Origin of the sequence: Thalassolituus marinus (assembly GCF_020320395.1) — a bacterium.
Classification (GTDB): Bacteria; Pseudomonadota; Gammaproteobacteria; order Pseudomonadales; family Oceanobacteraceae; genus Venatoribacter; species Venatoribacter marinus.
The window spans coordinates 39,489-62,180 of the sequence record NZ_JAEDAH010000042.1; the positions used below are offsets into that span (position 1 = coordinate 39,489).

Genomic DNA, 22,692 nt, shown 5'->3' on the forward strand with positions numbered 1-22,692 from the left:
ATGTGGTTTACTCGTAAACGCCAGCCCGATAGCGGCAGCAGCCGCGCCCGTGGCCAGCAGATTGAAGCGCAGGCCGAAGCGTTTCTGCGCCAGCAGGGGCTGAAGCCCATCGCCCGCAACTACACCATCAAAGCCGGCGAGATTGATTTAATCATGCGCGAAGGCGAGGTACTGGTGTTTGTTGAGGTACGTTATCGGGCTTCCAGTCTGCATGGCAGCGGTGCCGAAAGCATTACCCACAGCAAACAGCAGAAACTGCTGAAAACAGCTGCACACTACCTGCAGAAACACTACGCCAGCCATGAACCGGATTGCCGTTTCGATGTTATTTCCGCCAGCGGTGAACCAGTACAGTTTCACTGGATACGGAACGCTTTCGGCAATTAACGGTCTGTTGAAACAGCGAATTTCAGGCCTGAGAATCACTGTTATTTGGCAACCCGTTCAGGCTCCTTTATGATGGCTGCCTTGATTTAGTGGAGTGTTGTTGTGCAAGACCGCATCATCGGCCATTTTGGCGCCAGCATTGAGACCAAAGCTCTGGCAGCAGAGCAGTTACCGCCATACATCGAGCGTGCCGCTCAGATTATGGTGAACGCCCTGTTGAGCGGCGGAAAAATCCTCAGCTGTGGTAACGGCGGCTCCGCAGGCGATGCTCAGCACTTCTCTTCCGAACTGCTGAACCGCTTTGAACGCGAACGTCCGAGTCTGCCAGCCATCGCGCTGACCACCGACTCCTCAACCGTGACCTCAATCGCTAACGACTACAGCTATAACGAAGTGTTCTCCAAGCAGATTCGCGCCCTGGGTAATCCGGGTGATGTGCTGCTGGCCATTTCCACCAGCGGTAATTCAGGCAACGTGGTGCAGGCCATTCAGGCGGCGCACGAACGCGATATGACCGTCGTGGCACTGTCGGGGAAGAACGGTGGCCATATGGCGTCACTGCTGACCGCTGAGGACGTGGAAATCCGTGTGCCATCCACAGTGACGGCACGCATTCAGGAAATCCACCTGCTGGCAATTCACTGCCTGTGCGACCTGATCGACTGCTCGCTGTTTGGCGAAGAGTAAGTCGCAACGCCGCGCAGTTTAAGCGCACCCATAAAAAAACCGGCTTTCGCCGGTTTTTTTATGCCTGAAGCAAGGTATCAGTGATCGTCTTTCAGACGATTGATACCCAGTGCTTTCAGCGTGTACTTCTCGTAAATCGGTTCGCTGGAACCGGTTTTCATCTTACGGATAAAGTATTTCTCAAAGGCAATCTTGGCCAGATGCACCCACTTACCTTTTTTGAACCAGGTAACGTTGCGCGGTGGAATCTGCGGAATCGCTACAAAAGCCGCGCCGGTGTTGCCCATGTCGGCCAGACAGATCGCGCTCCAGCTACCACGATGATTCGCTTCGCCTTTGCCATCCAGATCCGCCGCCAGGTTATGGGCAATCGCCGTCATCATCGACTCAATCATATAGCCGGTTTTTGGTGTACCGGTCGGTACCGGGGTGTCTTCAACCGGCGGAATAGCGACACATACGCCCGCTGAATAAATGTTTTTGAAGGTCGGGTTGCGCTGGTATTCATCAATAATGACGAAACCCTTCGGATTCACCAGCCCCTCGACCGCCGCCACCGGGTCTACACCAGCAAAGGATGGCAGCATCATGGAGTGCTTGAACGGCAGTTCATGCTGCTTTTTCAGGGTGCCGTCGTCGTTCATTTCGTCGACGAACATCATGCCCTCTTCTACTTTGGTGACCTTGGCATTGGTAATCCACTTGATATGGCGGTTACGCAGCTCGCTTTCCAGCATCGACTTGGAATCACCCACGCCACCCAGGCCCAGATGGCCGATGTAAGGCTCGCTGGAAACATAGGTCATTGGCACACGGTCGCGTACCTTCTGTTTACACAGCTCGCGATCCAGAATGAACGCGTACTCGTAGGCCGGACCAAAACAGGAAGCACCAGGCATAGCACCAACAATGGCCGGACCCGGCTCATCAATCAGGGCTTTTACGTCGTCATAGCAGGTTTCGGCATGGTCCAGAGAGCACACAGACTGGGTATAGCCGCCATGCGGACCCGCGCCCTCAATCGCAGCAAAGTTCAGCTTAGGGCCGGTACAGATAACCAGGTAGTCGTAGTCCACCACATCGCCATTAGACAGCGTCAGCTTGTTGCCTTCGGCGTCAATGGTCACCACCGCAGAGGCGATAAACTCAATGCCCTTTTTCTCCAGATAAGGACGAATCGGGAAGCTGATTTCCGGACGCTCACGCCAGCCCACGGCAATCCAGGGATTCGACGGAACAAACTGGAAGTCTTCCCGTTCATTGATAACCGTCACCTGATGGTTGTTGCTGAGAATTTCGCGAATTTCATAAGCACCTGCCATACCTCCGGTACCGGCGCCGAGAACGATTACTCTGGCCATAACTGCCCCTTATCTGTTGTGCATCGTTTGTTATGTGTAGCTGTGACTACAGCAAGCGCAATGCCAGACATTCCTGAATAGGCATAAAGTCGTAACCGAAGCGGCAACTGCCTGAAATCAGGCGCTTTTTCAGAAAGGTATCAGGACAGGGAAATTGGGCGATTAAGGCCAGCCGCAAACAGCTGACACTCCATTTGTCAGGCGACTGACAGAGCTGTCAGTCAACTTTGACAGGCGAGCCACAATCAGGACAGGTCGGTACTTTTGGCAACTGCCAGTGCCGCCACTCGCTGTTGAGGGCATCGTAGGTCATTAACTTACCCACCGGAGAGCGACCGATGCCAGCCAGCCATTTAACGGCTTCCAGCGCCTGAGTCGCGCCGACCACACCCACCAGCGGCGATAACACACCACTGCCGGCGCAGCTTAGTTGCTGTTCTGTCAGCTGTGGGTACAAACAGCGGTAGCATGGGCTATCGGCCTGCTGCGGGTTAAACAGCGTCACCTGCCCGGACAGCGCCACCGCAGCACCAGACAGCCAGGGTTTACCCAGGCTCAGTGCCACGCGATTCAGGGCGTAGCGCACACTGGCGTTATCCGTGCAGTCGACCACCAGAGTGACATCACCAAGCCATTGCGTCAGCAAGGCTTCATCGGCACGAACAGCATGCGTTATAACCTGCACATCCGGGTTCAGACGGCGAACTTCATCGGCCGCCGAATCGACTTTCAGCTGGCCGATGTCTGCTGTGCCATGGGCGACCTGACGTTGCAGGTTTGATAACTCAACCTGGTCGTCATCCACCAGCGTCAGACGCCCCACGCCCGCAGCTGCCAGATACTGCGCTACCGGACAACCCAGACCACCCAGGCCGAGAACCAGCACATGGGCGTCGAGTAATGCCTGCTGACCTTCGACATCCATCTGCGGCAGCAGGATATGGCGAGCGTAGCGTTCCAGTTGCTGATCGTTCACAGGCGTCGTCCTCAGCTCAGTTGCTGTGCCGGCCAGCGGCCACCACTGATACGTGGGTTATTGCCCAGATCGCGGCGGTTTTCCACATCGACGAAGCCACGCTGAATCAGCATACGACAGACGGCATCGGCCTGATCGTAGCCGTGCTCCAGCAACAACCAGCCATCGCCATTCAGATACTGGGGCGCCTGATCAATAATCAGCGCCAGATCACGTAAGCCGTGATCGTCTGCCACCAGCGCCGTGCGCGGTTCAAAGCGCACATCACCCTGGGATAAGTGTTCGTCGGCTTCATCAATATAAGGCGGGTTACTGGCAATCAGATCGAAGGTGCCGCTCAACGCCGAGAACCAGTCCGACTGACAAAAGGTAACGCGCGGCAGCTGGTTACGCAGCGCGTTGGTCTGCGCCAGCGTTACGGCTTCGGGCTGAAAATCGACACCGCTGACCTGCCAGCCCGGCTGCTCTGAGGCCAGCGCCAGCGCAATAGCCCCCGTGCCGGTGCCAAGATCCACCACCCGGCTGTTGGCCGGCAGTGGCAACTCCAGTGCCCATTCAATCAGAGTTTCGGTATCGGCGCGGGGAATCAGGGTAGATGGATGCACCTGCAGATTCAGCGACCAGAAATCGCGCTCGCCAATCAGGTACGCCACCGGCTCACCACGCATGCGTCGCGCCAGCAGCTCATTAACCTGCTGTTGCTGTTCGGCGCTGAGGTCTTTGTCGCTCCAGGTGTAGAGCCAGGTACGGTCTTTTTCTAAAACCGAGGAAAGTAGCAGTTCAGCATCCAGTCGTGCCGACTCCGACAGGGGTTGCAGTTGCTGACGCGCCTGCGCCAGCCACGCATCAATGCGCATCAGCCGCCGGCCATCTCGGCCAGCAGGTTAGCCTGATGCTCCTGAATCAGCGGTTCCACCACCGGGTTCAGGTCGCCCTGTACGATTTCTTCCAGTTTATACAGGGTCAGGTTGATACGGTGATCGGTAACCCGGCCCTGTGGATAGTTGTAGGTACGAATACGCTCAGAGCGATCACCGGAGCCCACCAGGCTCTTACGGGTAGCCGCCTGTTCCGCCTGCGCGGCCTGCAGCTGCGCATCACGCAGACGCGTTGCCAGCACCGCCAGTGCCTTGGCACGGTTCTTATGCTGCGAACGTTCGTCCTGACACTCCACCACCAGACCAGTTGGCAGGTGCGTTACACGAATGGCAGAGTCGGTTTTGTTGATGTGCTGACCACCGGCACCGGAGGCGCGGAAGGTATCAATACGCAGATCGTTCTTGTTGATGTCGATCTCTTCTTCTTCGCCCACTTCCGGCATCACCGCCACAGTACAGGCAGAAGTGTGAATACGGCCCTGAGATTCGGTTTCCGGTACACGCTGCACACGGTGTGCGCCGGACTCAAATTTCAGCTGCGAATACACGTCGGTACCGGAAATGCGGGTAATGACTTCTTTAAAGCCACCATGCTCACCTTCGCTGGCACTCAGCAGTTCGGTGCGCCAGCCGCGGCTTTCGGCATAGCGGGTGTACATACGATAGAGGTCGCCGGCGAAAATTGCGGCTTCGTCACCACCGGTACCGGCACGGATTTCCAGCATAACGTTGCGGCTGTCATCCGGGTCTTTCGGCAACAGCAGGATTTCGATATCGCGCGTCAGTTGCTGCAGACGCTCACGCGCCGACTCCTGTTCTTCCTCACCCATGGCACGCATATCCGGGTCGCTGTCCTGCGCCAGCAGGTTGGCCTCTTCCAGATCAGACTCCGCCTGCTTGTAGGCACTGAAGGTCTGCGCGATGGTTTCCAGCTCGGCGTATTCTTTTGACAGCGAACGGAAACGATCCTGATTGCTGGCGGCTTCCGGTTCGGACAGCAGATGACCGACTTCTTCATAACGGTCGGTAAGGTGTTCAAGTTTGCTGAGAATTGAGCTTTTCATGTGTTATTCAGAGTCGTCTGCGCTGGAAGATGCAGAAGGTGTATTTAAATCAAACAGTTCACGGGTCCAGTCGAGGGTTTCCAAACGTCCCTCAGAGCCTGCCCTACGCAGGGCTGCCATCGGCGCATGCAGCACCTTGTTGCCAAAGGTATGGGCAAACTGACGCAGTACTTTCTCGGCATCGGCACCGTTCTGTAACTGTTTCAGGGCTTTCTCAAGTTGCTCTTCGCGCAACGCATCCACTTTGGCACGTAAATCGGTAACGGTATTTACGGCATCCAGTGCTTTCAGTTCACGCATGAAGTGATCGACACCGGACAGAATCAGTTCTTCTGCCTGACGTGCGGCATCTTCGCGTGAGCGCACGTTTTCCTCGATGATGCTGCGCAGGTCATCGACGGTGTACAGATAGACGTCAGACAGTTTGCCGACCTCTTCTTCGATATCGCGCGGAACGGCGATATCCACCATAAACATCGGCTGATGACGACGTTTTTTCAGCGCCTTCTCGACCATGCCCTTACCCAGAATCGGCAGCGGGCTGGCGGTGGAGGAAATAACGATATCGGCGCGTGGCAGCACCGTTGGAATATCTTCCAGCAATACCGCTTCGGCGTGGAATTCTTCTGCCAGGTGCTGAGCACGGGCCAGAGTACGGTTCGCCACAGTGATCTGCCGCACACCAGCCTGATACAGATGGCGCGCCACCAGTTCGATGGTTTCGCCAGCACCAATCAGCAGCGCCGAGCTGTTAGCCATGTCGGCAAAGATATGTTGCGCCATACGTACCGCGGCGAAGGCCACGGACACCGGGTTTTCGCCAATGGCAGTATCGGTGCGCACGCGCTTGGCGATGGAGAATGTCTGGCGGAACAGACGTCCCAGCTCAGAGCCGACGGTACCCGCTTCCTGGGCCACAGCGTAGGCTGATTTCATCTGCCCCAGAATCTGCGGCTCGCCCAATACCAGTGAATCAAGACCGCTGGCCACACGCATGGTGTGCTGCACAGCTTTGTCATCACTCAGGCAATACAGAGTCGGATCAAGTTCTCGACGTTCAATGCCGTGATGATTAGCCAGCCATTCGACCACCACCTCTTCGCTGATCTGATCGGATGAGCCGTATATTTCGGTGCGGTTGCAGGTGGAAAGGATAACGACCTCTGCCACCGGATCGAGTGACTGCAGCTGGCCTAACACAGACGGCATTGTGGCAGGATCGAATGAAACCCGTTCACGAACAGCCACCGGGGCTGTTTTGTGGTTGATTCCTATGGTCCAGATACCCATGCCGTTAACTGCAACTCCGCTCGAAAAGACGCCGGCAAGCCACGAGCTGGCCAGCAAAAGGCGGGATTATAAACATCTGACCGCGTCTTTGCCGCTGAAATCTTTGACTTAAATCCGCATCTAACTCTAAATAACAGTCAGTTTTTAAGGTTTAATCGGTGTTATGGCTTTTTCACTGCACAGACTGGGACAGGTAGTCCGCACTCCGTTATTGCTGTTACCTCTGGCAATTACCACGCTTTCCGGCTGCTCGGCACTGTCCGCCAGCCAGCAACCCGAGGCTGCGGTAGCAGACACGGCGATCACTGGCAGCGACAGCGAAACGGTGAAAACCACGCCGGATACGCCGGCTTACAGGCCAATTCCGGCCAACACCCTGTATTCCCTGCTGGTTGCCGAAATGGCCGGCCAGCGCCAGCGCTTCGATATTTCGCTTTACAACTATATGGATCAGGCGCGCAGCACCCGCGATCCATCCATTGCCGAGCGCGCTACCCGTATCGCACAGTATGTTGGCAGCCACCTGCATGCACAGGAAGCGGCTGATATCTGGCTGCAGGAAGATCCGCTGAATCCTGCGGCTCATCAGGCTGCTGCCCAGATCTATATGGAACAGGGGAAATTCTCAGAGGCCCTGACCCACCTTGAAGCACTGCAGGAACTGGCAGGCATCAGCCAGTACGACTACCTCGCCGCCAACGCCGGTCACCTGCCGCGCCCGCAACAGGAAGAACTGGCAGGTCTGCTGGCCACCATCAGCGATCAGCAGCCAGACTCATTTTCTATCTGGTATGCACGCGCCATCATGGCTCAGCACCTTGGCGACTACGAAGAGTCACTGCACTTTATTAATCAGTCGCTGCGCCTTAATCCCGACTATCTCAGTGCCGGCCTGCAGAAAGGCCGACTGCTGTCGGTGATGAAACGCTACGACGACGCCATCGACTGGCTCGACGATCTGATTGACGACCATCCGGATCACAAAGGCAGTCTGGTGCTTCGCGCCCGCGTGTTGCTGGAAAAACGTGATATGGAAGGTGCCCTTGAAGCCTTCCGCCAGCTGCACAAGGATTTCAGCGACGACGGTGCCATTCTGTTATCACTGGCACTGCTGGAAGAAGAGCTCGGCCAGCGCGAAGATGCACGCGAGCACTTCTATCAGTTACTGGCCACCGAATCACACGTCAATGAGGCCCATTTTTATCTGGGCCGCCTGTGTGAGGAGGATGGCGAGTACGATGAAGCCATTCAGCACTACAGCCTGGTCGACAGCGGCCGCGAGCTGTTGCCGTCACAGATGAAGGCAGCAGCACTTATCCACGAACACCGTAGCCTGGAAGCTGCGCGCGAGTATCTGGCCGAGTTGCGTGAACATTATCCGCAGTACGCCAGCACTCTGACCCGGGTAGAGGTTGAGTTACTGACCAGCTCCGATATGAATCAGGAGGCCATGACGCTGATTAACATGAGCCTGCTGGACAATCCGCAGGACATTGATCTGCTGTACACCCGCGCCATGCTGGCCGAGCGTATGGATAATCTCGCCATGCTGGAAACTGACCTGCGTGAAGTTATCCGCCTGCGTCCAAACCATGCCGAGGCGCTGAACGCCCTCGGATACACACTGGCCGACCGCACCGACCGCTGGTCGGAAGCACTGCCACTGATCGAACGCGCACTGGAACTCAGCCCGGAGAACCCGGCCGTTATCGACAGCCTGGGCTGGATCTATTTCCGCATGGGTGATGTCAAACGCGCTCGCCCTCTGCTGGAAAAGGCCTTTGGCATGATGAAAGACCATGAAATCGCGGCTCATCTCGGCGAGTTACTGTGGATAACCGGCGAACGAGAGCAAGCCCTGCAGGTATGGTCGGAAGGGCTGGAGCAACGCCCAGACAGCCACATTATTGATGAAACCCTGCAACGTCTGAACATCGACACGGCAGATCTGCCTGCCCTTCAGGCGGCAGAATGAAGACGAACCTCATACAGGGGCTGCTACTGGCAGCCCTGCTGCTGTTGGGTGGCTGCGCCAGCCTCACACCCTCTGGTGGTCAGCACAGCCTGCAGAACCAGTTGAGCGACCTTGATAACTGGCAGGTACGCGGCAAACTGTCGGTGGTCACGCCGGATGACAGCATGACTGGCTATCTGACCTGGGAACAGGAAAAACGCCACTACGACCTGTTTATCTCCGGCCCTTTTGGTGCCGGTGCCTCTCGCCTGAGCGGTAACCATAAACAAGCGGAGCTGACTCTGCCCGGCTGGGACAAAGCTCGTACAGCACGCTCACCAGAAGCACTGATGCTGCAGTATATGGGCTGGAACTTTCCGGTCAGTGACATCCGTTACTGGGTTAAAGGCCAGCCGAGCCCGGCAGGAAAACCAGCCGCTGAGTTTGATGAACATGGCTTATTGTCACGCCTGCAACAGCACGGCTGGGATATCCGCTACTCCCGTTATCAGCAACATAATGGCTACTGGCTACCGGGGCTGATTAAAATAAGCGGCTACGACTTCCGATTTGTATTCTCGATTAAAGAGTGGACCCTGAATGGCTGACCTGCCGTCTGCACAGGACTGGCTGAGCGCACCTGCGCCTGCCAAGCTGAACCTCATGCTACACATTACCGGCCGTCGGGCCGATGGCTACCACAACCTGCAAACCCTGTTTCAGTTTCTGGATTACGGCGATGAACTGCATTTCCGTCGTCGTAACGATAACCAGCTGACGCTGTCACCGGCGGTGGACGGCGTGGAATTCGAAGACAACCTGATTATTCGTGCCGCACGCATGCTGCAGCAGCGCAGTGATAACCCCTGCGGCGCCGATATCCGCCTGGATAAAGTTCTGCCTATGGGCGGTGGTCTTGGCGGTGGCAGTTCAGATGCCGCCACGACTCTGCTGGCACTGAACAAACTATGGGATCTGGGCTTATCGCTGGATGAACTGGCGAGCATGGGACTGGCATTGGGGGCTGATGTTCCGGTGTTTGTGCGCGGCGAAGCAGCCTTTGCCGAAGGGGTCGGCGAGATCCTGACCCCTGTGTCGGAACTGGCAGAACCGTGGTTTGTTGTGGTGTGCCCGCAAGTCCATGTTAATACAGGAAAAATTTTTTCACATGAGGGGTTGACGCGTGATACGGACCCCATTAATATTCGCACCGCGTTGAGGCAAGGGGGCAGAAATGACTGCCAGCAAGTTGTCACAATGCTTTACCCAGAAATTGGTAACGCATTGAATTTGCTAAATAAATTTTCCTCTGCTAAGATGACCGGAACTGGAGCATGTATATTTTCAAGCTTCAATTCTGAGACAGAAGCCATCAGTGTTTCTGAGCAGTTATCGGCTGAATATCAGGCTTTTGTGGCCAGGGGAGTTAACCTCTCACCGACACATAAGGTATTATTCAGACCGTCTTAAAAGTTGCTGGGGTGTCGCCAAGTGGTAAGGCAACGGGTTTTGATCCCGTCATTCGCAGGTTCGAGTCCTGCCACCTCAGCCAATTCTTCTATTCTTCATCATTGATATATACAAAGTACCGAGAGGACAATCGCCGTGTCTAAGCTGATGGTATTTACCGGCAATGCTAACCCTGAGCTGGCTAAACTCGTTGTTGAACGACTGGATATTCCTCTGGGCGATGCCGTAGTCGGCAAGTTCAGTGATGGAGAAATCACGATCGAGATTAATGAAAACGTTCGTGGTAAAGATGTATTTATCATTCAGCCAACCTGTCAGCCGACCAACGACAACCTGATGGAAGTCCTGCTGCTGGCTGATGGCCTGCGTCGCGCTTCTGCAAGCCGTATTACCGCAGTTGTCCCTTACTTTGGCTATGCCCGTCAGGACCGTCGTCCACGTTCCGCTCGTGTGCCGATCAGCGCTCGCGCAGTGGCAGACATGATGTCCGGCGCAGGCATTGACCGCGTTCTGACCGTTGACCTGCACGCTGACCAGATCCAGGGCTTCTTCGATGTTCCTGTTGATAACGTTTACGGCTCCCCTATCCTGCTGGACGATCTTGAGCGTCAGGCGTATGACGACCTGATCGTTGTATCTCCGGATATCGGCGGTGTGGTGCGTGCCCGTGCAATCGCCAAGCAGCTGAACGTAGACCTGGCCATCATCGACAAGCGTCGTCCGAAAGCCAACGTGTCTGAAGTGATGAATATCATCGGTGATGTTAAAGACCGTACCTGTGTACTGGTGGATGACATGGTCGATACCGCTGGCACACTGTGCCACGCAGCCAAAGCGCTGAAAGAGTTCGGTGCGAAAAAGGTTGTCGCCTACTGTACACATCCTGTACTATCCGGGCCCGCTGTTGAGCGACTGGCCAACGCAGAGCTGGACGAGCTGGTAGTGACTGACACTATCCCACTGTCTGAAGCCGCGAAGTCTATCGGTCGTATCCGCCAACTGACCATTGCTGGTCTGCTGGCTGAAGCCGTACGTCGTGTAAACAACGAAGAATCCATCAGCGCGATGTTCCGCTAAGCACGAACCCGCTGTTAAAAGATTCACGATTTTTTTGGCCGCCTGAACTGGTCGCAAGTTCAGGCGGTTTTTATGTAAAAACCCAAGAGGAAATACCATGTCAGAATTCACTCTGTCTGCAGAACTTCGCGAAGATGCAGGGAAAGGTGCGAGCCGCCGCCTGCGTCGCGAAAACGGCGTTCCAGCTATCGTTTATGGCGGTAAAGCTGGCGGTAACGACCGTAAACCTACTGCAATCACGCTGAAATCTAACGAGCTGAAAAAAGCTCTGGAAAACGAAGCTTTCTACAGCAGCATCATCACTCTGAACGTTGCTGGTAAAGAAGAGCAAGTAGTCCTGAAAGATCTGCAGCGTCACCCAGCCAAGCCAATGATCTGGCACGCTGACTTCCTGCGCGTAAGCAAGTCCACCAAGATCAAAGCACACGTTCCACTGCACTTCCTGAACGAAGAAGCATGTGTAGGCGTGAAACTGGGCGGTGGTAAAATTACTCACCAGCTGACCAGCCTGGACATCATCTGCTCTGCAGGCGACCTGCCAGAATTCATCGAAATCGATCTGGCCGCTGTTGAAGTTGGCACTGTGATCCACCTGTCAGACCTGAAACTGCCTAAAGGCGTTGAGTCTCTGGCACTGTCTCACGGTCCTGAGCACGACACTGCTGTTGTAACTGTAAACGCTCCTAAGGGCGGTGCAGCTGAAGAAGCAGAAGAATCAGCAGAGTAATTTCTGCTGATTGTATGAAAAAGCGGGGCTGGTCCCCGCTTTTTTATTGGTTTTTATTCACGCATGAGAGTCGGGCTTATGAGTGACGCGATTCAGTTAATTGTTGGCCTGGGCAACCCCGGAGCCGAATACGAAAACACCCGCCACAATGCCGGCGCCTGGCTGGTAGAACGCCTGGCGCGCAGCGAAGGTGTTCGTCTTTCGCCAGAGAAGAAGTTTCATGGTTACGCGGGGCGTGCTCGCATCAGCGGCAATGAATGCTGGCTGCTGATTCCGACAACCTTTATGAATCTCAGTGGTCAGGCCGTTCAGGCGCTGGCGAACTTCTACAAGATCAAACCTGAACAGATTCTGGTGGTACACGACGAGCTGGACCTGCCGGCTGGCCAGGCCAGATTCAAATTCGGTGGCGGCCACGGCGGCCAGAATGGTCTGCGCGATATCATCAGCAAGCTTGGCAACAACAACAATTTCCACCGCTTGCGCGTGGGCATCGGCCATCCCGGCGACAAAAGCAAGGTTACCGGCCACGTACTCGGCAAACCGAGCAGTAACGAGCAAACAGCCATCGACAGCAGCATTGATGAAGCATTACGTGTTTTAGCGGATGCGGTTAGTGGCGACATGGCCAAAGCAATGAATCGCCTGCACTCGTTCAAAGGCTGAAACATACTGGCGGCATTCAGAGGCCGGCAGATTTCGGGTAAACTACCCGCCAGAATTTTACGACCAGAATTACAGGACAAGCTATGGGCTTTAAATGCGGTATCGTTGGCCTGCCCAACGTAGGTAAATCCACTCTGTTTAACGCACTGACCAAAAACGGTATCGCGGCAGAAAACTTCCCGTTCTGTACTATTGAACCGAACGCCGGAACCGTAGCCATGCCAGACCCGCGTCTGGATGCTCTGGCAGAAATTGTTAAGCCGGAACGTGTTGTGCCGACCACCATGGAGTTTGTCGATATCGCAGGTCTGGTTGCCGGCGCCTCCAAAGGTGAAGGTCTGGGCAACCAGTTCCTCGCCAACATCCGTGAAACCGACGCTATCGCCCACGTTGTGCGCTGTTTTGAAGATGACAACGTTATCCACGTTGCCAACCGCGTGAACCCGGCGGAAGACGTCGACATCATCAACACCGAACTGATTCTGGCCGACCTTGAGTCATGCGAGAAGCAGCTGCAGCGTGTAACCCGTACCGCGAAAGGTGGCGACAAAGAATCCATTGCTCAGAAAGCACTGCTTGAGCGCCTGATTCCTCACTTTGAGGAAGGCAAAACTGCTCGCATGCTGGACATGTCCGATGACGAAAAAGTCACCGCACGTCGTTTCCACCTGCTGACCACCAAGCCAACCATGTACATCGCTAACGTGGCGGAAGATGGCTTTGAGGACAACCCGTTCCTCGATATCGTGAAAGGCATTGCCGAATCAGAAGGTGCCGTAGTCGTTGCTGTGTGCAACAAGATCGAAGCTGAGATCTCCGAACTTGAAGACGAAGAGAAAATGGAATTCCTGGAGATGATGGGCATGGAAGAACCTGGTCTGGATCGTGTGATCCGCGCCGGTTATGAACTGCTGGGCCTGCAGACCTACTTCACCGCAGGTGTGAAGGAAGTTCGCGCCTGGACCATCAAAGTGGGAGCAACAGCCCCACGCGCAGCGGCAGCCATCCACACCGACTTCGAACGCGGCTTTATCCGTGCAGAAGTGATCAGCTATGCCGATTTCACCCAGTACAAAGGTGAAGCCGGAGCCAAAGAAGCCGGTAAGTGGCGTCTGGAAGGTAAGGAATACATCGTTAAGGATGGTGACGTTATTCACTTCCGCTTCAACGTGTAAGCCAGTACCACAGAGAAAGCGCCCACCGGGCGCTTTTTTTATGCCCGCAGATTGAGCACAACAAACTGATCCACCAGTGAAACAAAGCAGGGTTGATCGAAATACTGATCAGGAGCAGAATGAACGTTCAGTCACATTCAGAACAGTTTGATGGATAAACGTCGTAATATTCTTGAAGCAACCTCCGACCTGATTGCCGGTCAGGGGCTGCAGAACTGCCCCATGTCGATGATTGCCAAGCATGCGGGCTGTGGTGCGGGGACTATTTATCGTTATTTCGAGACCAAGGAAGACCTGGTACTCGCTCTGTTCACTGAACTCAGTAACGATATGGCCGAATCCTGCCTGCAGGGTTATGACGAATCATCCTGCATAAAACAGCGCTTTTTCACCTTCTGGGGAAATTTCTACCGTTTTATGCACGAAACACCGCGCAATCAGACGCTGATTGAGCAATTGTCTGCCTGCCCTGCTATCAGTCAGGAGCTACGCGATCAGGCAATGGACAAGGTGATTCACGCCGGTAACAAGCTGATGGATGATGGCAAAGCGCAGTTACTTATAAAAAACATGCCCAACGAGATTCTGAAAACGATGACGTTCGGCAGCCTGATGATGATTTCAAAGAAACAGCACATGATGCCGGATATGTTTCCGGAACCTGTGTCAGAGCAAGACTTACTGACCATGTGCTGGGATGCCGTAAAAGCCTGACCCGGTTTTTATGTCACTACAACTGAATGAACATTCACTCAAACTAAAGGCAGGTTACCCATGGCAACATCACTCAGTACCGCAAGTGCACTACCAGCCAAGGAAACACACGCGGCACACAAGCCAGCCAAGCGCATCTCCTACTTCGATGTGCTGACTGAAATTACGCTCAAGCGTAAGCGCGTGAAGAATGGAGAAGCGCACCGCTCATTGTGAGTGTGCGCTTTACCCCATCAGTGGAAGACCGCGTCTTCACCGGTGTCGGTATCTGCAAACGACGCAGGTAACACATAGTGGCGGTTAATCACTAGCAGACTGTGATCAGGCACCATCAACTGATCATCTTCCATCAGTGCGTCCAGCATGACACAGGTCGCATCAATTGAATCCAGACCAACGATGATCGCCAGTGCGAAACCATAACGGGTATTCAGCGCGACCAGGTCACCCACTTCAATCTCTTCACGCTCGGTAATGAAATCATCACCGGTCAGCTCGTCCGTAAGCCACGGCACTTTGAAGCGCGCCAGCGCAACCAGCTGCACAATGCCCTGGATTACACTGTCACCGATGTCGACCTCCAGACTTTCGTCTTCGCTGGCTTCCACCAGACGGTCGAGCAGACTCATAAACAGATCGGAATCGTCCTCAGACCAACGCAGGTCAACAGGATGGGTTGTTTTCCGGTTGGAACGGAAACTCACTTCGGTTGGGAACTCGGCGGGTTCTTCGCCTGCTACGCCCGCAGGCATAAACAGACTAACGACTTCAAATCCACTGCTGTCCTGATCACATATGCGCCAGAACAGAGGTTGCATCTCTGCATTCATAGGTATTACTCCCTATTCACCAAGATAAATGGAGCCAGCAAAACGAGCCTGAGGTCCTCCTCATTTCTGGTCTGTCCTTTGGTATATAGCAGGGCTGTATGACGGTTACAAGCGCACATACCCTTTAAGATGGCGCACAGGCGACAAAGGTTCCATCCTAAAAAATTCAATAATGACTTTTTTTGGTGGTACCATCGGACGCAATAACAAACATCATAAAAACATTGAGGGAATACCATGAGTCCGCTGTTCAGGAACACCCTGCTGACCGGCTGCAGCCTGCTGCTGATGGCCGGATGCTCACAGAAAATCGTTAACATGGATGCCATCGAGCAGGATGCAAAACGCTCTGCAGCCATGGCTGATGAATCCGCTGCACGTACCATCCAGCACGCTCAGTCCAAGATCGAACTGGGTCGCAGTGAAAACCTGGCCTACTTCGCACCCAAGCACCTGAAACTGGCACAGGAACAACTGCTGGAAGCTCAGGAGATGCTGACTGGCGGTGAGCCGGATGGCGTAGTGAAAACCGTCGCCATGACCTCCCAGAAAACACTCGAGGCCGGCCTTGATACCAAGAAAGCCATCCTCAAACAGATGAAGCCAACCCTCGATCACCGTCAGGTGCTCAAGGACATCAAGGCCGACCAGTACTTCCCGGGGGATTATGCAGCAACTGAAGAAGACCTGGTTGCTATCATTGATCTGATGGAAGACCGCCAGACGGTAAAAGCGGAAGTCGCGCAGAAGCAGCTGCTGGCAAAAATGCATCAGGTTGAGGTAAACACCATTGAATACATCCAGCTGAAAGCCGTGAAGGATCATCTGGAGCGCATCAAAAATAAAGGCGGTGCATCCGTTGCGCCAATGAGCTGGGATACCGCGCAGAAAGCTCTGCTGCAGGCGCAGGATCTGATCAGCAAAACGCCACGCGCCAAGGGTGCCATCGCCAAGGCGACTGTGGCGGCAACCAAGGCTGCACAGCACGCGGAAGTGATTACCGACCTGACCAACAAGATACTGGATGCCGACAAAGGCAGTGCTGAGGCTATCTCACTGGGTATGGAACGCTGGCTGTACCGTATCAGCGTGGCGCTGAAGCACGAAGATATCCGCCATATGCCACTGGATCAGCAGGCAGCGGAGTATTCCAAAGCGATTGAAGCACTGATGCGTAAACAGTAAGTCGCGGTATAAACAAAAAGCCGGTGCCTCCGTCAGGGAGCCGCCGGCTTTTTTATTACTCCTCGTCCCGCGGTGGCAGAAACGACCTTGGGAAGTGAGTGATATTCGACTGCAGCTCAGGTTCGCCAAGCTCCGACACCTTAGCCGGACCAACGTTTTCCACTTCATCGATGCGAATAACCGCATGCAGGGGAATAAACGTACGCTTAACACCGGCAAAGGTACTTTTCAGTTTTTCCTCTCCGGGATCGACCACCAGTGCTGACTTATCTCCGAAGATCAGCTGTTCCAGCTCGATAAAGCCGTAAAGGTCGCTCTGATACAGGTATCGCGCATAGATTTCGCATACTTCGCCCTGCTGCTGGTAGACGATACGATAGATGGGTTCCTGTTTATCTTTACTGCTCATAGAAGTGTTACCGGAAAGGTTGATCGGCGTTGCCGGGCGACAACCCGCAGATTATACCACGCAGTCTGGCCTCAGGCTGGCGATTAAGTAAGCAGACGAAGTATAATGCCGCCCCTTTTGAATATGCTGAGAGGCCGGTAGCTCCGTCATGACTGACCAGGTGAAAAAACTCTACATCAAAACCCACGGTTGCCAGATGAACGAATACGATTCATCTCGTATGGCTGACATGCTGGGTGAAAGTCATAAGATGGAGCTGACTGATAACCCGGAAGAAGCCGATGTTATCCTGCTGAACACCTGCTCGATTCGCGAGAAGGCTCAGGAGAAGGTGTTCCATGAGCTGGGACGCTGGAAAACCCTGAAAAGCAAAAATCCGGATCTCAAAATCGGTGTAGGTGGCTGCGTTGCCTCCCAGGAAGGCGACGCCATCATCAAACGCGCACCGTTCGTTGATATGGTGTTCGGCCCGCAAACACTGCACCGCCTGCCGGATATGGTGGACAAATCCGCCAACGCCATTCAGGTGGTGGATGTCACCTTCCCGGAAATCGAGAAGTTTGACCACCTGCCGGCGCCAAAATCCGATGGCTGCAGCGCCTTTGTATCCATCATGGAAGGATGCTCCAAGTACTGTACCTTCTGCGTAGTACCGTATACCCGTGGCGAAGAAGTCAGTCGCCCACTGGCGGACGTGCTGAAAGAAGTTGAAGTACTGGCCAAACAAGGCGTACGTGAAGTTAACCTGCTCGGTCAGAACGTAAACGCTTATCGCGGTGCCACCGCGGACGGTGATATTGCTGATCTGGCTGAACTGATTACGCTTGTGGCCGATATAGATGGTATTGACCGTATCCGCTTTACCACCTCGCATCCACTGGAATTCAGCGATAGCCTGATCAACGTGTATGCCGAAGTGCCGGAGCTGGTCAGCCATCTGCACCTGCCGGTTCAGAGCGGTTCCAACCGCATTCTGGCAGCGATGAAGCGTGGCCATGAGATTGATATGTACATTGATAAGATCGACCGCATCCGCGCCCTGCGTCCGGATATTTCGATCTCGTCAGATTTTATCGTTGGCTTCCCGGGTGAAACTGCCGAGGACTTCGAAGACACCATGAACCTGATTAACCGTATCGGTTTCGACGTGTCATTCAGCTTTGTTTACAGCGCCCGTCCTGGTACGCCCGCCGCCAATCTGGAAGACGATACGCCGGAAGAACTGAAGAAGCAGCGCCTTAAGATTCTGCAGGACCGCATTGTTCAGCAGGCGCAGCAGATCAGCCGTCGCATGGTGGGCCGTGAAGAAACCATTCTGGTTACCGGTGTATCGCGTAAAGACCCGGGCGAACTGCAGGGCCGCACCGAGAACAACCGGGTGGTTAACTTTAAGGCAGACGATCACAGCCTGATCGGCAAGTTCGTTAAGGTACGCATTGAAGATGCCTACCCGAACAGCCTGCGTGGCCTGCTGCTGAACCCGGAATTAGCATATTAAGACAGAGGCTTCAGCCTCTGATGGAGAACAGGTTTTTGACCGACAATCAGTCTACCGACACCAAACAACCCGTCCAGCACAGCTCCAGTTTCATACTGGAGCCGGATGACGCCCAGCGACTGGCCAACCTGTGTGGTCACTTCGACAGCCATATTGAGCAGATCGCAGACCACTACGACCTGTCGATCTACAACCGCGGCAACAAATTTACGGTGGAAGGTAACCTTAAGCTGGGTCAGAGAGCAGCTAATCTGATTCAGCGCCTGTACCGTGAAACCGGTAACGGCACACTGATTACTCCGGATCTGATCCATCTGTTGCTGCAGGAAGAAGGCTCGGAAGACGCTGCCGGCGGTAAAAAGCACAACTACGATGCCCGTGCGATCAAAACACCGGGGGGCGTGGTTAAGCCGCGCGGTCCGCATCAGCTGGAATATCTGCAGCGTGTGCGTGAGTTTGATATCAACTTTGGTGTTGGCCCGGCCGGTACTGGTAAAACCTTCCTCGCCGTTGCTGCCGCCGTAGAAGCCCTGCAGCGTGATGAAGTGAAACGTATTCTGCTGGTACGTCCGGCGGTAGAAGCCGGTGAAAAGCTGGGTTTCCTGCCGGGCGATCTGGCGCAGAAAATCGATCCGTACCTGCGTCCACTGTACGATGCCCTGTACGAGATGCTTGGCTTCGAGCAGGTTGGCCGTCTGATTGAGCGCAATGTGATCGAAATTGCTCCGCTGGCCTATATGCGTGGCCGTACCCTGAGCCATTCCTTTGTGATCCTCGACGAATCACAGAACACCACCAAGGAACAGATGAAAATGTTCCTGACCCGTGTCGGCTTCGGCTCCAAGGCCGTGATCACTGGTGACGTAACCCAGGTCGACCTGCCGCGCGGCGTATACTCCGGCCTGAAGCATGGTCTGGAAGTTCTGGACGGCGTACCGGGCATTGGTATCACCCGCTTTAACAATGCCGATGTTGTGCGTCATCCGCTGGTACAACGCATCGTCGATGCCTACGACCGCTTTGACGACAAAGAGAAACAGGCTGCCGCTGCGCGTAATGCCGCAATTCTGGCAGCCAGAGAGGCCGATGCCGCCGACGAGGACGCTGCGTCATGAACCTGATGCTGGATATGCAACTGGCTGAAGAGCTGGACGATTTCTCCGCTTTTCTGCCCACTGAAGAGCAGCTGACCCTGTGGGCAACCACTGCGCTGCAGGGGCGTACTGAATTTGGTGAGCCGGAACTGACCATCCGCCTGGTGGCAGAAGAAGAAAGCCAGGAGCTGAACCACGAGTACCGCGGCAAGGACAAACCAACCAACGTACTGTCGTTTCCGTTCGAAGCTCCGCCGGAAGTACCGATCGAATTGCTTGGCGACCTGATTATCTGCGCACAGGTCGTGCAGGACGAATCCATTGAGCAGGGCAAGACTGCCGAAGCTCACTGGGCCCACATGGTTGTACACGGCTGCTTGCATTTACTGGGGTACGACCATATAAAGGACGACGAAGCAGAAATAATGGAAGACCTGGAACGCCAGATTCTGGCCACTCTCGGTTATCCGGACCCTTACTTAGACGAGACACCATGAGCGAAGACCGATCGGGCCAGCATAAAAGCTGGCTGGATAAACTCACCGACCTGTTCTCTGACGACCCGCAAAGCCGTCAGGACATCAAAGTCATACTCCGTGAAGCTGCCGAACGCAGCATCGTTGATTCCGATACACTGAACATCCTTGAGGGTGCCCTGCAGGTTTCCGAAATGCAGGTGCGGGACATCATGATTCCGCGCTCACAGATGGTATCCATCAACGTCGACGCTCCTCTGAAAGAGTATCTGCCACAGATTATCGAATCTGCGCACTCGCGCTTTCCGGTAATGGGCGATGCGCAGGACGAAGTGCTGGGCATTATGCTCGCCAAAGACCTTCTGCCGCTGATCATCAACGAAGATCGCGATAACTTCCGCCTGAAAGAGATCCTGCGTCCGACCACCTTCGTGCCGGAAAGTAAGCGCCTGAACGTACTGCTGCGTGAATTCCGCGCGACACGCAACCATATGGCTGTTGTTGTCGATGAATTCGGTGGTGTTGCCGGTTTGGTTACCATCGAAGACGTTCTTGAACAGATTGTTGGCGAAATCGAAGACGAACACGATTTCGACGAAGAAGACAGCATGATCAAGGAAGTTGAAGACGGCGTAACCATGGTTAAAGCCTTAACCCCGGTTGGCGACTTCAACGAGCACTTTGGCGCACGTTTTATCGACAGTGACTTCGATACCATTGGCGGTATTGTTATTCACCATTTTGGCCGCGTACCCGAATGCAACGAGAGCATCCGCATTGAACAGTGGATATTCAAAGTTGTGAACGGCACCAGCCGTCAGATTAACCTGCTGGAAGTTACCCCCGCCTGACGCTCTGAGCGCTCGAAGCCAACACAAGGATCCGTTATGAACCCCTGGATTGTCCGAGCGCTTCAACTTCTGGCTGGCGCAGCCTTTCCTATGGCCCTGGCCCCCTTCTTCTGGTGGCCTGTGGGTCTGCTTAGTCTTGCTATATTCAGTCTCGGTCAGATGACTGCCAGCAGTGGTCGTTCCGCTTTTGGCCGTGCCTGGTGGTTTGGGCTCGGGCAGTTCAGCACAGGCATTTCCTGGATTTACGTCAGTATGCACGACCACGGTGGCACGCCTGCCTGGCTGGCAGTGCCGATGGTCGGCGTGTTTGCAGCGTTTCTTGCCACCTTTCCGGCAGGCTGGTTTGCTCTGCGCTACCGGCTGCTCGCTCAGACCCTGAGCTGGCTGACGATTCCGGTATTCTGGTTCCTGCAGGAATGGTTCCGCAGCTGGTTTATGACCGGCTTCCCCTGGCTGTTTGCCGGCGATGCACACCTGAGCAGTTGGCTTGCTGGCTGGGCACCCGTCATCGGCAGCTATGGCATTTCCTTTATTCTGGTGCTGACCGTAACCAGTGTGATTATGGCCGTGCGTGCTCGCCAGCCTGTATGGCTGCTGCCGCTGTTACTCTGGCCTGCAGGCCTGGGTCTGCAACAGCTGGAATGGACCAGCGCCAAAGGCGAACTGAAAGTCGCAGCAGTACAGGGCAACATTCCTCAGGATGAAAAATGGCTGCGTGAGTCGATCAGTCCGACCATCACTGCTTATTATCAGCAGACCGCGCAGCACTGGGATGCCGACCTGGTGCTATGGCCTGAAACCGCGGTGACCATTCTGCTCGATCAGTTCCAGCCATATATCGACGATATCGGCATTGAAGCTCAGCAGACCAATACCACCATCGTCACCGGTATTCCCTACCGTTATCCACGCGGTGTGCCGCTGGCCGGTGAATTCCATAACAGCGTGGTGGCGTTTGGTAATGGTGAAGGCATTTACCACAAGCAGCGTCTGGTGCCGTTCGGAGAATATGTCCCACTGGAACACTGGATTCGGGGGCTGCTGCCTTTCTTTAATCTCGATATGTCGAGTTTTCTCAAAGGCCAGCCCGATCAGCCACTGCTGAAAGTAGGCCATCACTCCGATGGCCAGGAACAGCTGTATCTGATCGCCCCTTACATCTGTTACGAAATTGCCTACCCGGATCTGGTCAGCGAGATGGCCAGACAAGCCGATATGCTGGTGACCGTCAGTAACGACGCCTGGTTTGGTGATTCACTAGGCCCCAAACAGCATATGGCGCTGGCGCAGATGCGCGCACTGGAAACCGGACGCTGGTTGCTGCGTGCCACCAATACCGGCATTACCGCTCTGGTCGACCACAAGGGGCAGCTGCTGGCACGCCTTCCCTACGAACAGCGTGGCACGCTGACCGGTGTCGCCCAGATGCGTGAAGGCCAGACGCCATATATGCGCTGGGGTCTGCTGCCACTGTACATACTGAGCGGCCTGGCGATTGTTCTGGCTCTGCTGCTTAAACGCCGACGCCTGACGGCAACCTGGGTAGGACACTGATATGGCAAAGCTACTGTTCCGCCTGAATCAGGTTGAAGATGACGAAGCAGACGACGTTCGCGCCCTGCTTGATGAAGCAGAAATCGACTACTACGAAACGGATGCTGGTCGCTGGCGCATCTCCATTGCTGCTATCTGGCTGCGCAATGACGACGACTATGAACGGGCACGCTCGCTGTTGGATGAATACCAGCAGCAGCGCAGCGAACGGTTGAATGAAGACTACCAGCAGCGTCTGCGTAACGGCGAAGTACCTACGCTATGGCAACGCTTTCAGGAAAGGCCCGCCGACATGATTGCCGTATTGCTGGCCATCAGTGCCATTATCGGGATTATGATCTGGCCGTTTGTAACCATGATTGACTGAGC

General features: G+C 54.8%; 25 protein-coding genes and 1 tRNA gene. 19 read left to right on the forward strand and 7 right to left on the reverse strand.

Annotated elements, in window-relative coordinates; genetic code table 11:
• Nucleotides 1-387 (forward strand): YraN family protein, encoded by a 387-nt coding sequence (locus I9W95_RS08220; protein ID WP_225673733.1) that lies wholly within the window; start codon nt 1-3, stop codon nt 385-387.
• 102 nt (nt 388-489) lie between these two features.
• Entirely contained in the window at nt 490-1,074 is a 585-nt protein-coding gene (locus tag I9W95_RS08225) for a phosphoheptose isomerase (RefSeq protein ID WP_225673735.1), read from the forward strand.
• A 77-nt stretch (nt 1,075-1,151) separates the two neighbouring features.
• Here I9W95_RS08225 and I9W95_RS08230 read toward each other — a convergent pair whose 3' ends face one another.
• The 5 genes from I9W95_RS08230 to hemA all read right to left on the reverse strand — a co-directional run bounded on the left by I9W95_RS08230 (nt 1,152) and on the right by hemA (nt 6,643).
• Nucleotides 1,152-2,435, reverse strand: a complete 1,284-nt coding sequence (locus I9W95_RS08230) for an NAD(P)/FAD-dependent oxidoreductase (protein ID WP_225673737.1) — start codon at nt 2,433-2,435, stop codon at nt 1,152-1,154.
• A 217-nt stretch (nt 2,436-2,652) separates the two neighbouring features.
• Entirely contained in the window at nt 2,653-3,411 is a 759-nt protein-coding gene (locus I9W95_RS08235; RefSeq protein WP_225673739.1) for a HesA/MoeB/ThiF family protein, read from the reverse strand.
• An 11-nt stretch (nt 3,412-3,422) separates the two neighbouring features.
• On the reverse strand, nt 3,423-4,268 hold the full coding sequence (gene prmC / locus I9W95_RS08240; RefSeq protein ID WP_225673740.1) for a peptide chain release factor N(5)-glutamine methyltransferase: 846 nt from the start codon (nt 4,266-4,268) through the stop codon (nt 3,423-3,425).
• Nucleotides 4,268-5,353, reverse strand: a complete 1,086-nt coding sequence (gene prfA / locus I9W95_RS08245) for a peptide chain release factor 1 (RefSeq protein ID WP_225673742.1) — start codon at nt 5,351-5,353, stop codon at nt 4,268-4,270. The genes prmC and prfA overlap by 1 nt, the downstream gene beginning before the upstream one ends.
• A 3-nt stretch (nt 5,354-5,356) precedes the next feature.
• Nucleotides 5,357-6,643, reverse strand: a complete 1,287-nt coding sequence (gene hemA, locus I9W95_RS08250) for a glutamyl-tRNA reductase (RefSeq protein WP_225673744.1) — start codon at nt 6,641-6,643, stop codon at nt 5,357-5,359.
• Between the two features lie 163 nt (nt 6,644-6,806).
• On the opposite strand from hemA, the gene I9W95_RS08255 reads away from it, so the two are divergent.
• The 10 genes from I9W95_RS08255 (at nt 6,807) to I9W95_RS08300 (ending at nt 14,642) form a co-directional block, all read left to right on the forward strand.
• Nucleotides 6,807-8,618, forward strand: a complete 1,812-nt coding sequence (locus tag I9W95_RS08255; RefSeq protein ID WP_225673747.1) for a tetratricopeptide repeat protein — start codon at nt 6,807-6,809, stop codon at nt 8,616-8,618.
• Nucleotides 8,615-9,205 (forward strand): lipoprotein insertase outer membrane protein LolB, encoded by a 591-nt coding sequence (gene lolB / locus I9W95_RS08260; protein ID WP_225673749.1) that lies wholly within the window; start codon nt 8,615-8,617, stop codon nt 9,203-9,205. The genes I9W95_RS08255 and lolB overlap by 4 nt, the downstream gene beginning before the upstream one ends.
• Nucleotides 9,198-10,067, forward strand: coding sequence for a 4-(cytidine 5'-diphospho)-2-C-methyl-D-erythritol kinase (gene ispE / locus I9W95_RS08265; protein ID WP_225673751.1), 870 nt, complete (start codon nt 9,198-9,200; stop codon nt 10,065-10,067). Before lolB ends, ispE begins: the two co-directional genes overlap by 8 nt.
• A 7-nt stretch (nt 10,068-10,074) precedes the next feature.
• Nucleotides 10,075-10,149, forward strand: a tRNA-Gln gene (locus tag I9W95_RS08270).
• A 53-nt stretch (nt 10,150-10,202) separates the two neighbouring features.
• Nucleotides 10,203-11,144, forward strand: coding sequence for a ribose-phosphate pyrophosphokinase (locus I9W95_RS08275; protein WP_225673753.1), 942 nt, complete (start codon nt 10,203-10,205; stop codon nt 11,142-11,144).
• 97 nt (nt 11,145-11,241) lie between these two features.
• On the forward strand, nt 11,242-11,871 hold the full coding sequence (locus I9W95_RS08280) for a 50S ribosomal protein L25/general stress protein Ctc (protein WP_225673755.1): 630 nt from the start codon (nt 11,242-11,244) through the stop codon (nt 11,869-11,871).
• 78 nt (nt 11,872-11,949) lie between these two features.
• A complete protein-coding gene (gene pth, locus I9W95_RS08285) occupies nt 11,950-12,537 on the forward strand; it encodes an aminoacyl-tRNA hydrolase (RefSeq protein WP_225673757.1) in 588 nt (195 codons plus the stop codon).
• Between the two features lie 83 nt (nt 12,538-12,620).
• On the forward strand, nt 12,621-13,712 hold the full coding sequence (gene ychF, locus I9W95_RS08290) for a redox-regulated ATPase YchF (protein WP_225673759.1): 1,092 nt from the start codon (nt 12,621-12,623) through the stop codon (nt 13,710-13,712).
• A 150-nt stretch (nt 13,713-13,862) separates the two neighbouring features.
• On the forward strand, nt 13,863-14,426 hold the full coding sequence (locus I9W95_RS08295; protein ID WP_225673761.1) for a TetR/AcrR family transcriptional regulator: 564 nt from the start codon (nt 13,863-13,865) through the stop codon (nt 14,424-14,426).
• A 60-nt stretch (nt 14,427-14,486) separates the two neighbouring features.
• Complete coding sequence (locus I9W95_RS08300) at nt 14,487-14,642, forward strand: hypothetical protein (RefSeq protein ID WP_225673763.1); 156 nt, start codon at nt 14,487-14,489, stop codon at nt 14,640-14,642.
• A gap of 17 nt (nt 14,643-14,659) precedes the next feature.
• Here the strand turns inward: I9W95_RS08300 and I9W95_RS08305 are convergent, their stop codons facing one another.
• Entirely contained in the window at nt 14,660-15,256 is a 597-nt protein-coding gene (locus I9W95_RS08305) for a hypothetical protein (protein WP_225673765.1), read from the reverse strand.
• 237 nt (nt 15,257-15,493) lie between these two features.
• Between I9W95_RS08305 and I9W95_RS08310 the strand changes: the two genes are divergently transcribed.
• The gene (locus tag I9W95_RS08310; RefSeq protein ID WP_225673767.1) at nt 15,494-16,441 is read left to right on the forward strand and encodes a hypothetical protein; all 948 of its coding nucleotides are present in this window, start codon (nt 15,494-15,496) and stop codon (nt 16,439-16,441) included.
• Between the two features lie 55 nt (nt 16,442-16,496).
• Here I9W95_RS08310 and I9W95_RS08315 read toward each other — a convergent pair whose 3' ends face one another.
• On the reverse strand, nt 16,497-16,850 hold the full coding sequence (locus tag I9W95_RS08315) for a DUF1820 family protein (protein WP_225673769.1): 354 nt from the start codon (nt 16,848-16,850) through the stop codon (nt 16,497-16,499).
• A gap of 148 nt (nt 16,851-16,998) precedes the next feature.
• Between I9W95_RS08315 and miaB the strand changes: the two genes are divergently transcribed.
• The 6 genes from miaB to I9W95_RS08345 are packed head-to-tail and all read left to right on the forward strand — an operon-like array spanning nt 16,999 to nt 22,690.
• Nucleotides 16,999-18,348: a tRNA (N6-isopentenyl adenosine(37)-C2)-methylthiotransferase MiaB gene (gene miaB / locus I9W95_RS08320; RefSeq protein WP_225673771.1), complete on the forward strand. Its 1,350-nt coding sequence runs from the start codon at nt 16,999-17,001 to the stop codon at nt 18,346-18,348.
• 35 nt (nt 18,349-18,383) lie between these two features.
• Nucleotides 18,384-19,463, forward strand: coding sequence for a PhoH family protein (locus tag I9W95_RS08325; protein WP_225673772.1), 1,080 nt, complete (start codon nt 18,384-18,386; stop codon nt 19,461-19,463).
• Complete coding sequence (ybeY, locus tag I9W95_RS08330) at nt 19,460-19,939, forward strand: rRNA maturation RNase YbeY (RefSeq protein WP_225673774.1); 480 nt, start codon at nt 19,460-19,462, stop codon at nt 19,937-19,939. Before I9W95_RS08325 ends, ybeY begins: the two co-directional genes overlap by 4 nt.
• On the forward strand, nt 19,936-20,769 hold the full coding sequence (locus I9W95_RS08335) for an HlyC/CorC family transporter (RefSeq protein WP_225673776.1): 834 nt from the start codon (nt 19,936-19,938) through the stop codon (nt 20,767-20,769). Before ybeY ends, I9W95_RS08335 begins: the two co-directional genes overlap by 4 nt.
• 36 nt (nt 20,770-20,805) lie before the next feature.
• Complete coding sequence (lnt, locus tag I9W95_RS08340) at nt 20,806-22,323, forward strand: apolipoprotein N-acyltransferase (protein ID WP_225673778.1); 1,518 nt, start codon at nt 20,806-20,808, stop codon at nt 22,321-22,323.
• A 1-nt stretch (nt 22,324) separates the two neighbouring features.
• Nucleotides 22,325-22,690 carry a DUF6164 family protein gene (locus tag I9W95_RS08345; protein WP_225673780.1) on the forward strand — a complete coding sequence of 122 codons (366 nt, stop codon included), beginning with the start codon at nt 22,325-22,327 and terminating at the stop codon, nt 22,688-22,690.
• Nucleotides 22,691-22,692 lie beyond the last annotated feature (2 nt).

Excerpts from the sequence above, each read along its gene's own strand:
- prmC (WP_225673740.1), bottom strand. The coding sequence starts at position 4,268 with ATGCGCATTGATGCGTGGCTGGCGCAGGCGCGTCAGCAACTGCAACCC.
- I9W95_RS08315 (WP_225673769.1), bottom strand. The coding sequence starts at position 16,850 with ATGAGCAGTAAAGATAAACAGGAACCCATCTATCGTATCGTCTACCAG.
- I9W95_RS08280 (WP_225673755.1), top strand. The coding sequence starts at position 11,242 with ATGTCAGAATTCACTCTGTCTGCAGAACTTCGCGAAGATGCAGGGAAA.
- lolB (WP_225673749.1), top strand. The coding sequence starts at position 8,615 with ATGAAGACGAACCTCATACAGGGGCTGCTACTGGCAGCCCTGCTGCTG.
- lnt (WP_225673778.1), top strand. The coding sequence starts at position 20,806 with ATGAACCCCTGGATTGTCCGAGCGCTTCAACTTCTGGCTGGCGCAGCC.
- ybeY (WP_225673774.1), top strand. The coding sequence starts at position 19,460 with ATGAACCTGATGCTGGATATGCAACTGGCTGAAGAGCTGGACGATTTC.
- I9W95_RS08255 (WP_225673747.1), top strand. The coding sequence starts at position 6,807 with ATGGCTTTTTCACTGCACAGACTGGGACAGGTAGTCCGCACTCCGTTA.
- I9W95_RS08295 (WP_225673761.1), top strand. The coding sequence starts at position 13,863 with ATGGATAAACGTCGTAATATTCTTGAAGCAACCTCCGACCTGATTGCC.
- hemA (WP_225673744.1), bottom strand. The coding sequence starts at position 6,643 with ATGGGTATCTGGACCATAGGAATCAACCACAAAACAGCCCCGGTGGCT.
- pth (WP_225673757.1), top strand. The coding sequence starts at position 11,950 with ATGAGTGACGCGATTCAGTTAATTGTTGGCCTGGGCAACCCCGGAGCC.
- miaB (WP_225673771.1), top strand. The coding sequence starts at position 16,999 with ATGACTGACCAGGTGAAAAAACTCTACATCAAAACCCACGGTTGCCAG.
- I9W95_RS08300 (WP_225673763.1), top strand. The coding sequence starts at position 14,487 with ATGGCAACATCACTCAGTACCGCAAGTGCACTACCAGCCAAGGAAACA.
- I9W95_RS08345 (WP_225673780.1), top strand. The coding sequence starts at position 22,325 with ATGGCAAAGCTACTGTTCCGCCTGAATCAGGTTGAAGATGACGAAGCA.
- ychF (WP_225673759.1), top strand. The coding sequence starts at position 12,621 with ATGGGCTTTAAATGCGGTATCGTTGGCCTGCCCAACGTAGGTAAATCC.
- ispE (WP_225673751.1), top strand. The coding sequence starts at position 9,198 with ATGGCTGACCTGCCGTCTGCACAGGACTGGCTGAGCGCACCTGCGCCT.
- I9W95_RS08335 (WP_225673776.1), top strand. The coding sequence starts at position 19,936 with ATGAGCGAAGACCGATCGGGCCAGCATAAAAGCTGGCTGGATAAACTC.
- I9W95_RS08220 (WP_225673733.1), top strand. The coding sequence starts at position 1 with ATGTGGTTTACTCGTAAACGCCAGCCCGATAGCGGCAGCAGCCGCGCC.
- I9W95_RS08230 (WP_225673737.1), bottom strand. The coding sequence starts at position 2,435 with ATGGCCAGAGTAATCGTTCTCGGCGCCGGTACCGGAGGTATGGCAGGT.
- I9W95_RS08310 (WP_225673767.1), top strand. The coding sequence starts at position 15,494 with ATGAGTCCGCTGTTCAGGAACACCCTGCTGACCGGCTGCAGCCTGCTG.
- prfA (WP_225673742.1), bottom strand. The coding sequence starts at position 5,353 with ATGAAAAGCTCAATTCTCAGCAAACTTGAACACCTTACCGACCGTTAT.
- I9W95_RS08305 (WP_225673765.1), bottom strand. The coding sequence starts at position 15,256 with ATGAATGCAGAGATGCAACCTCTGTTCTGGCGCATATGTGATCAGGAC.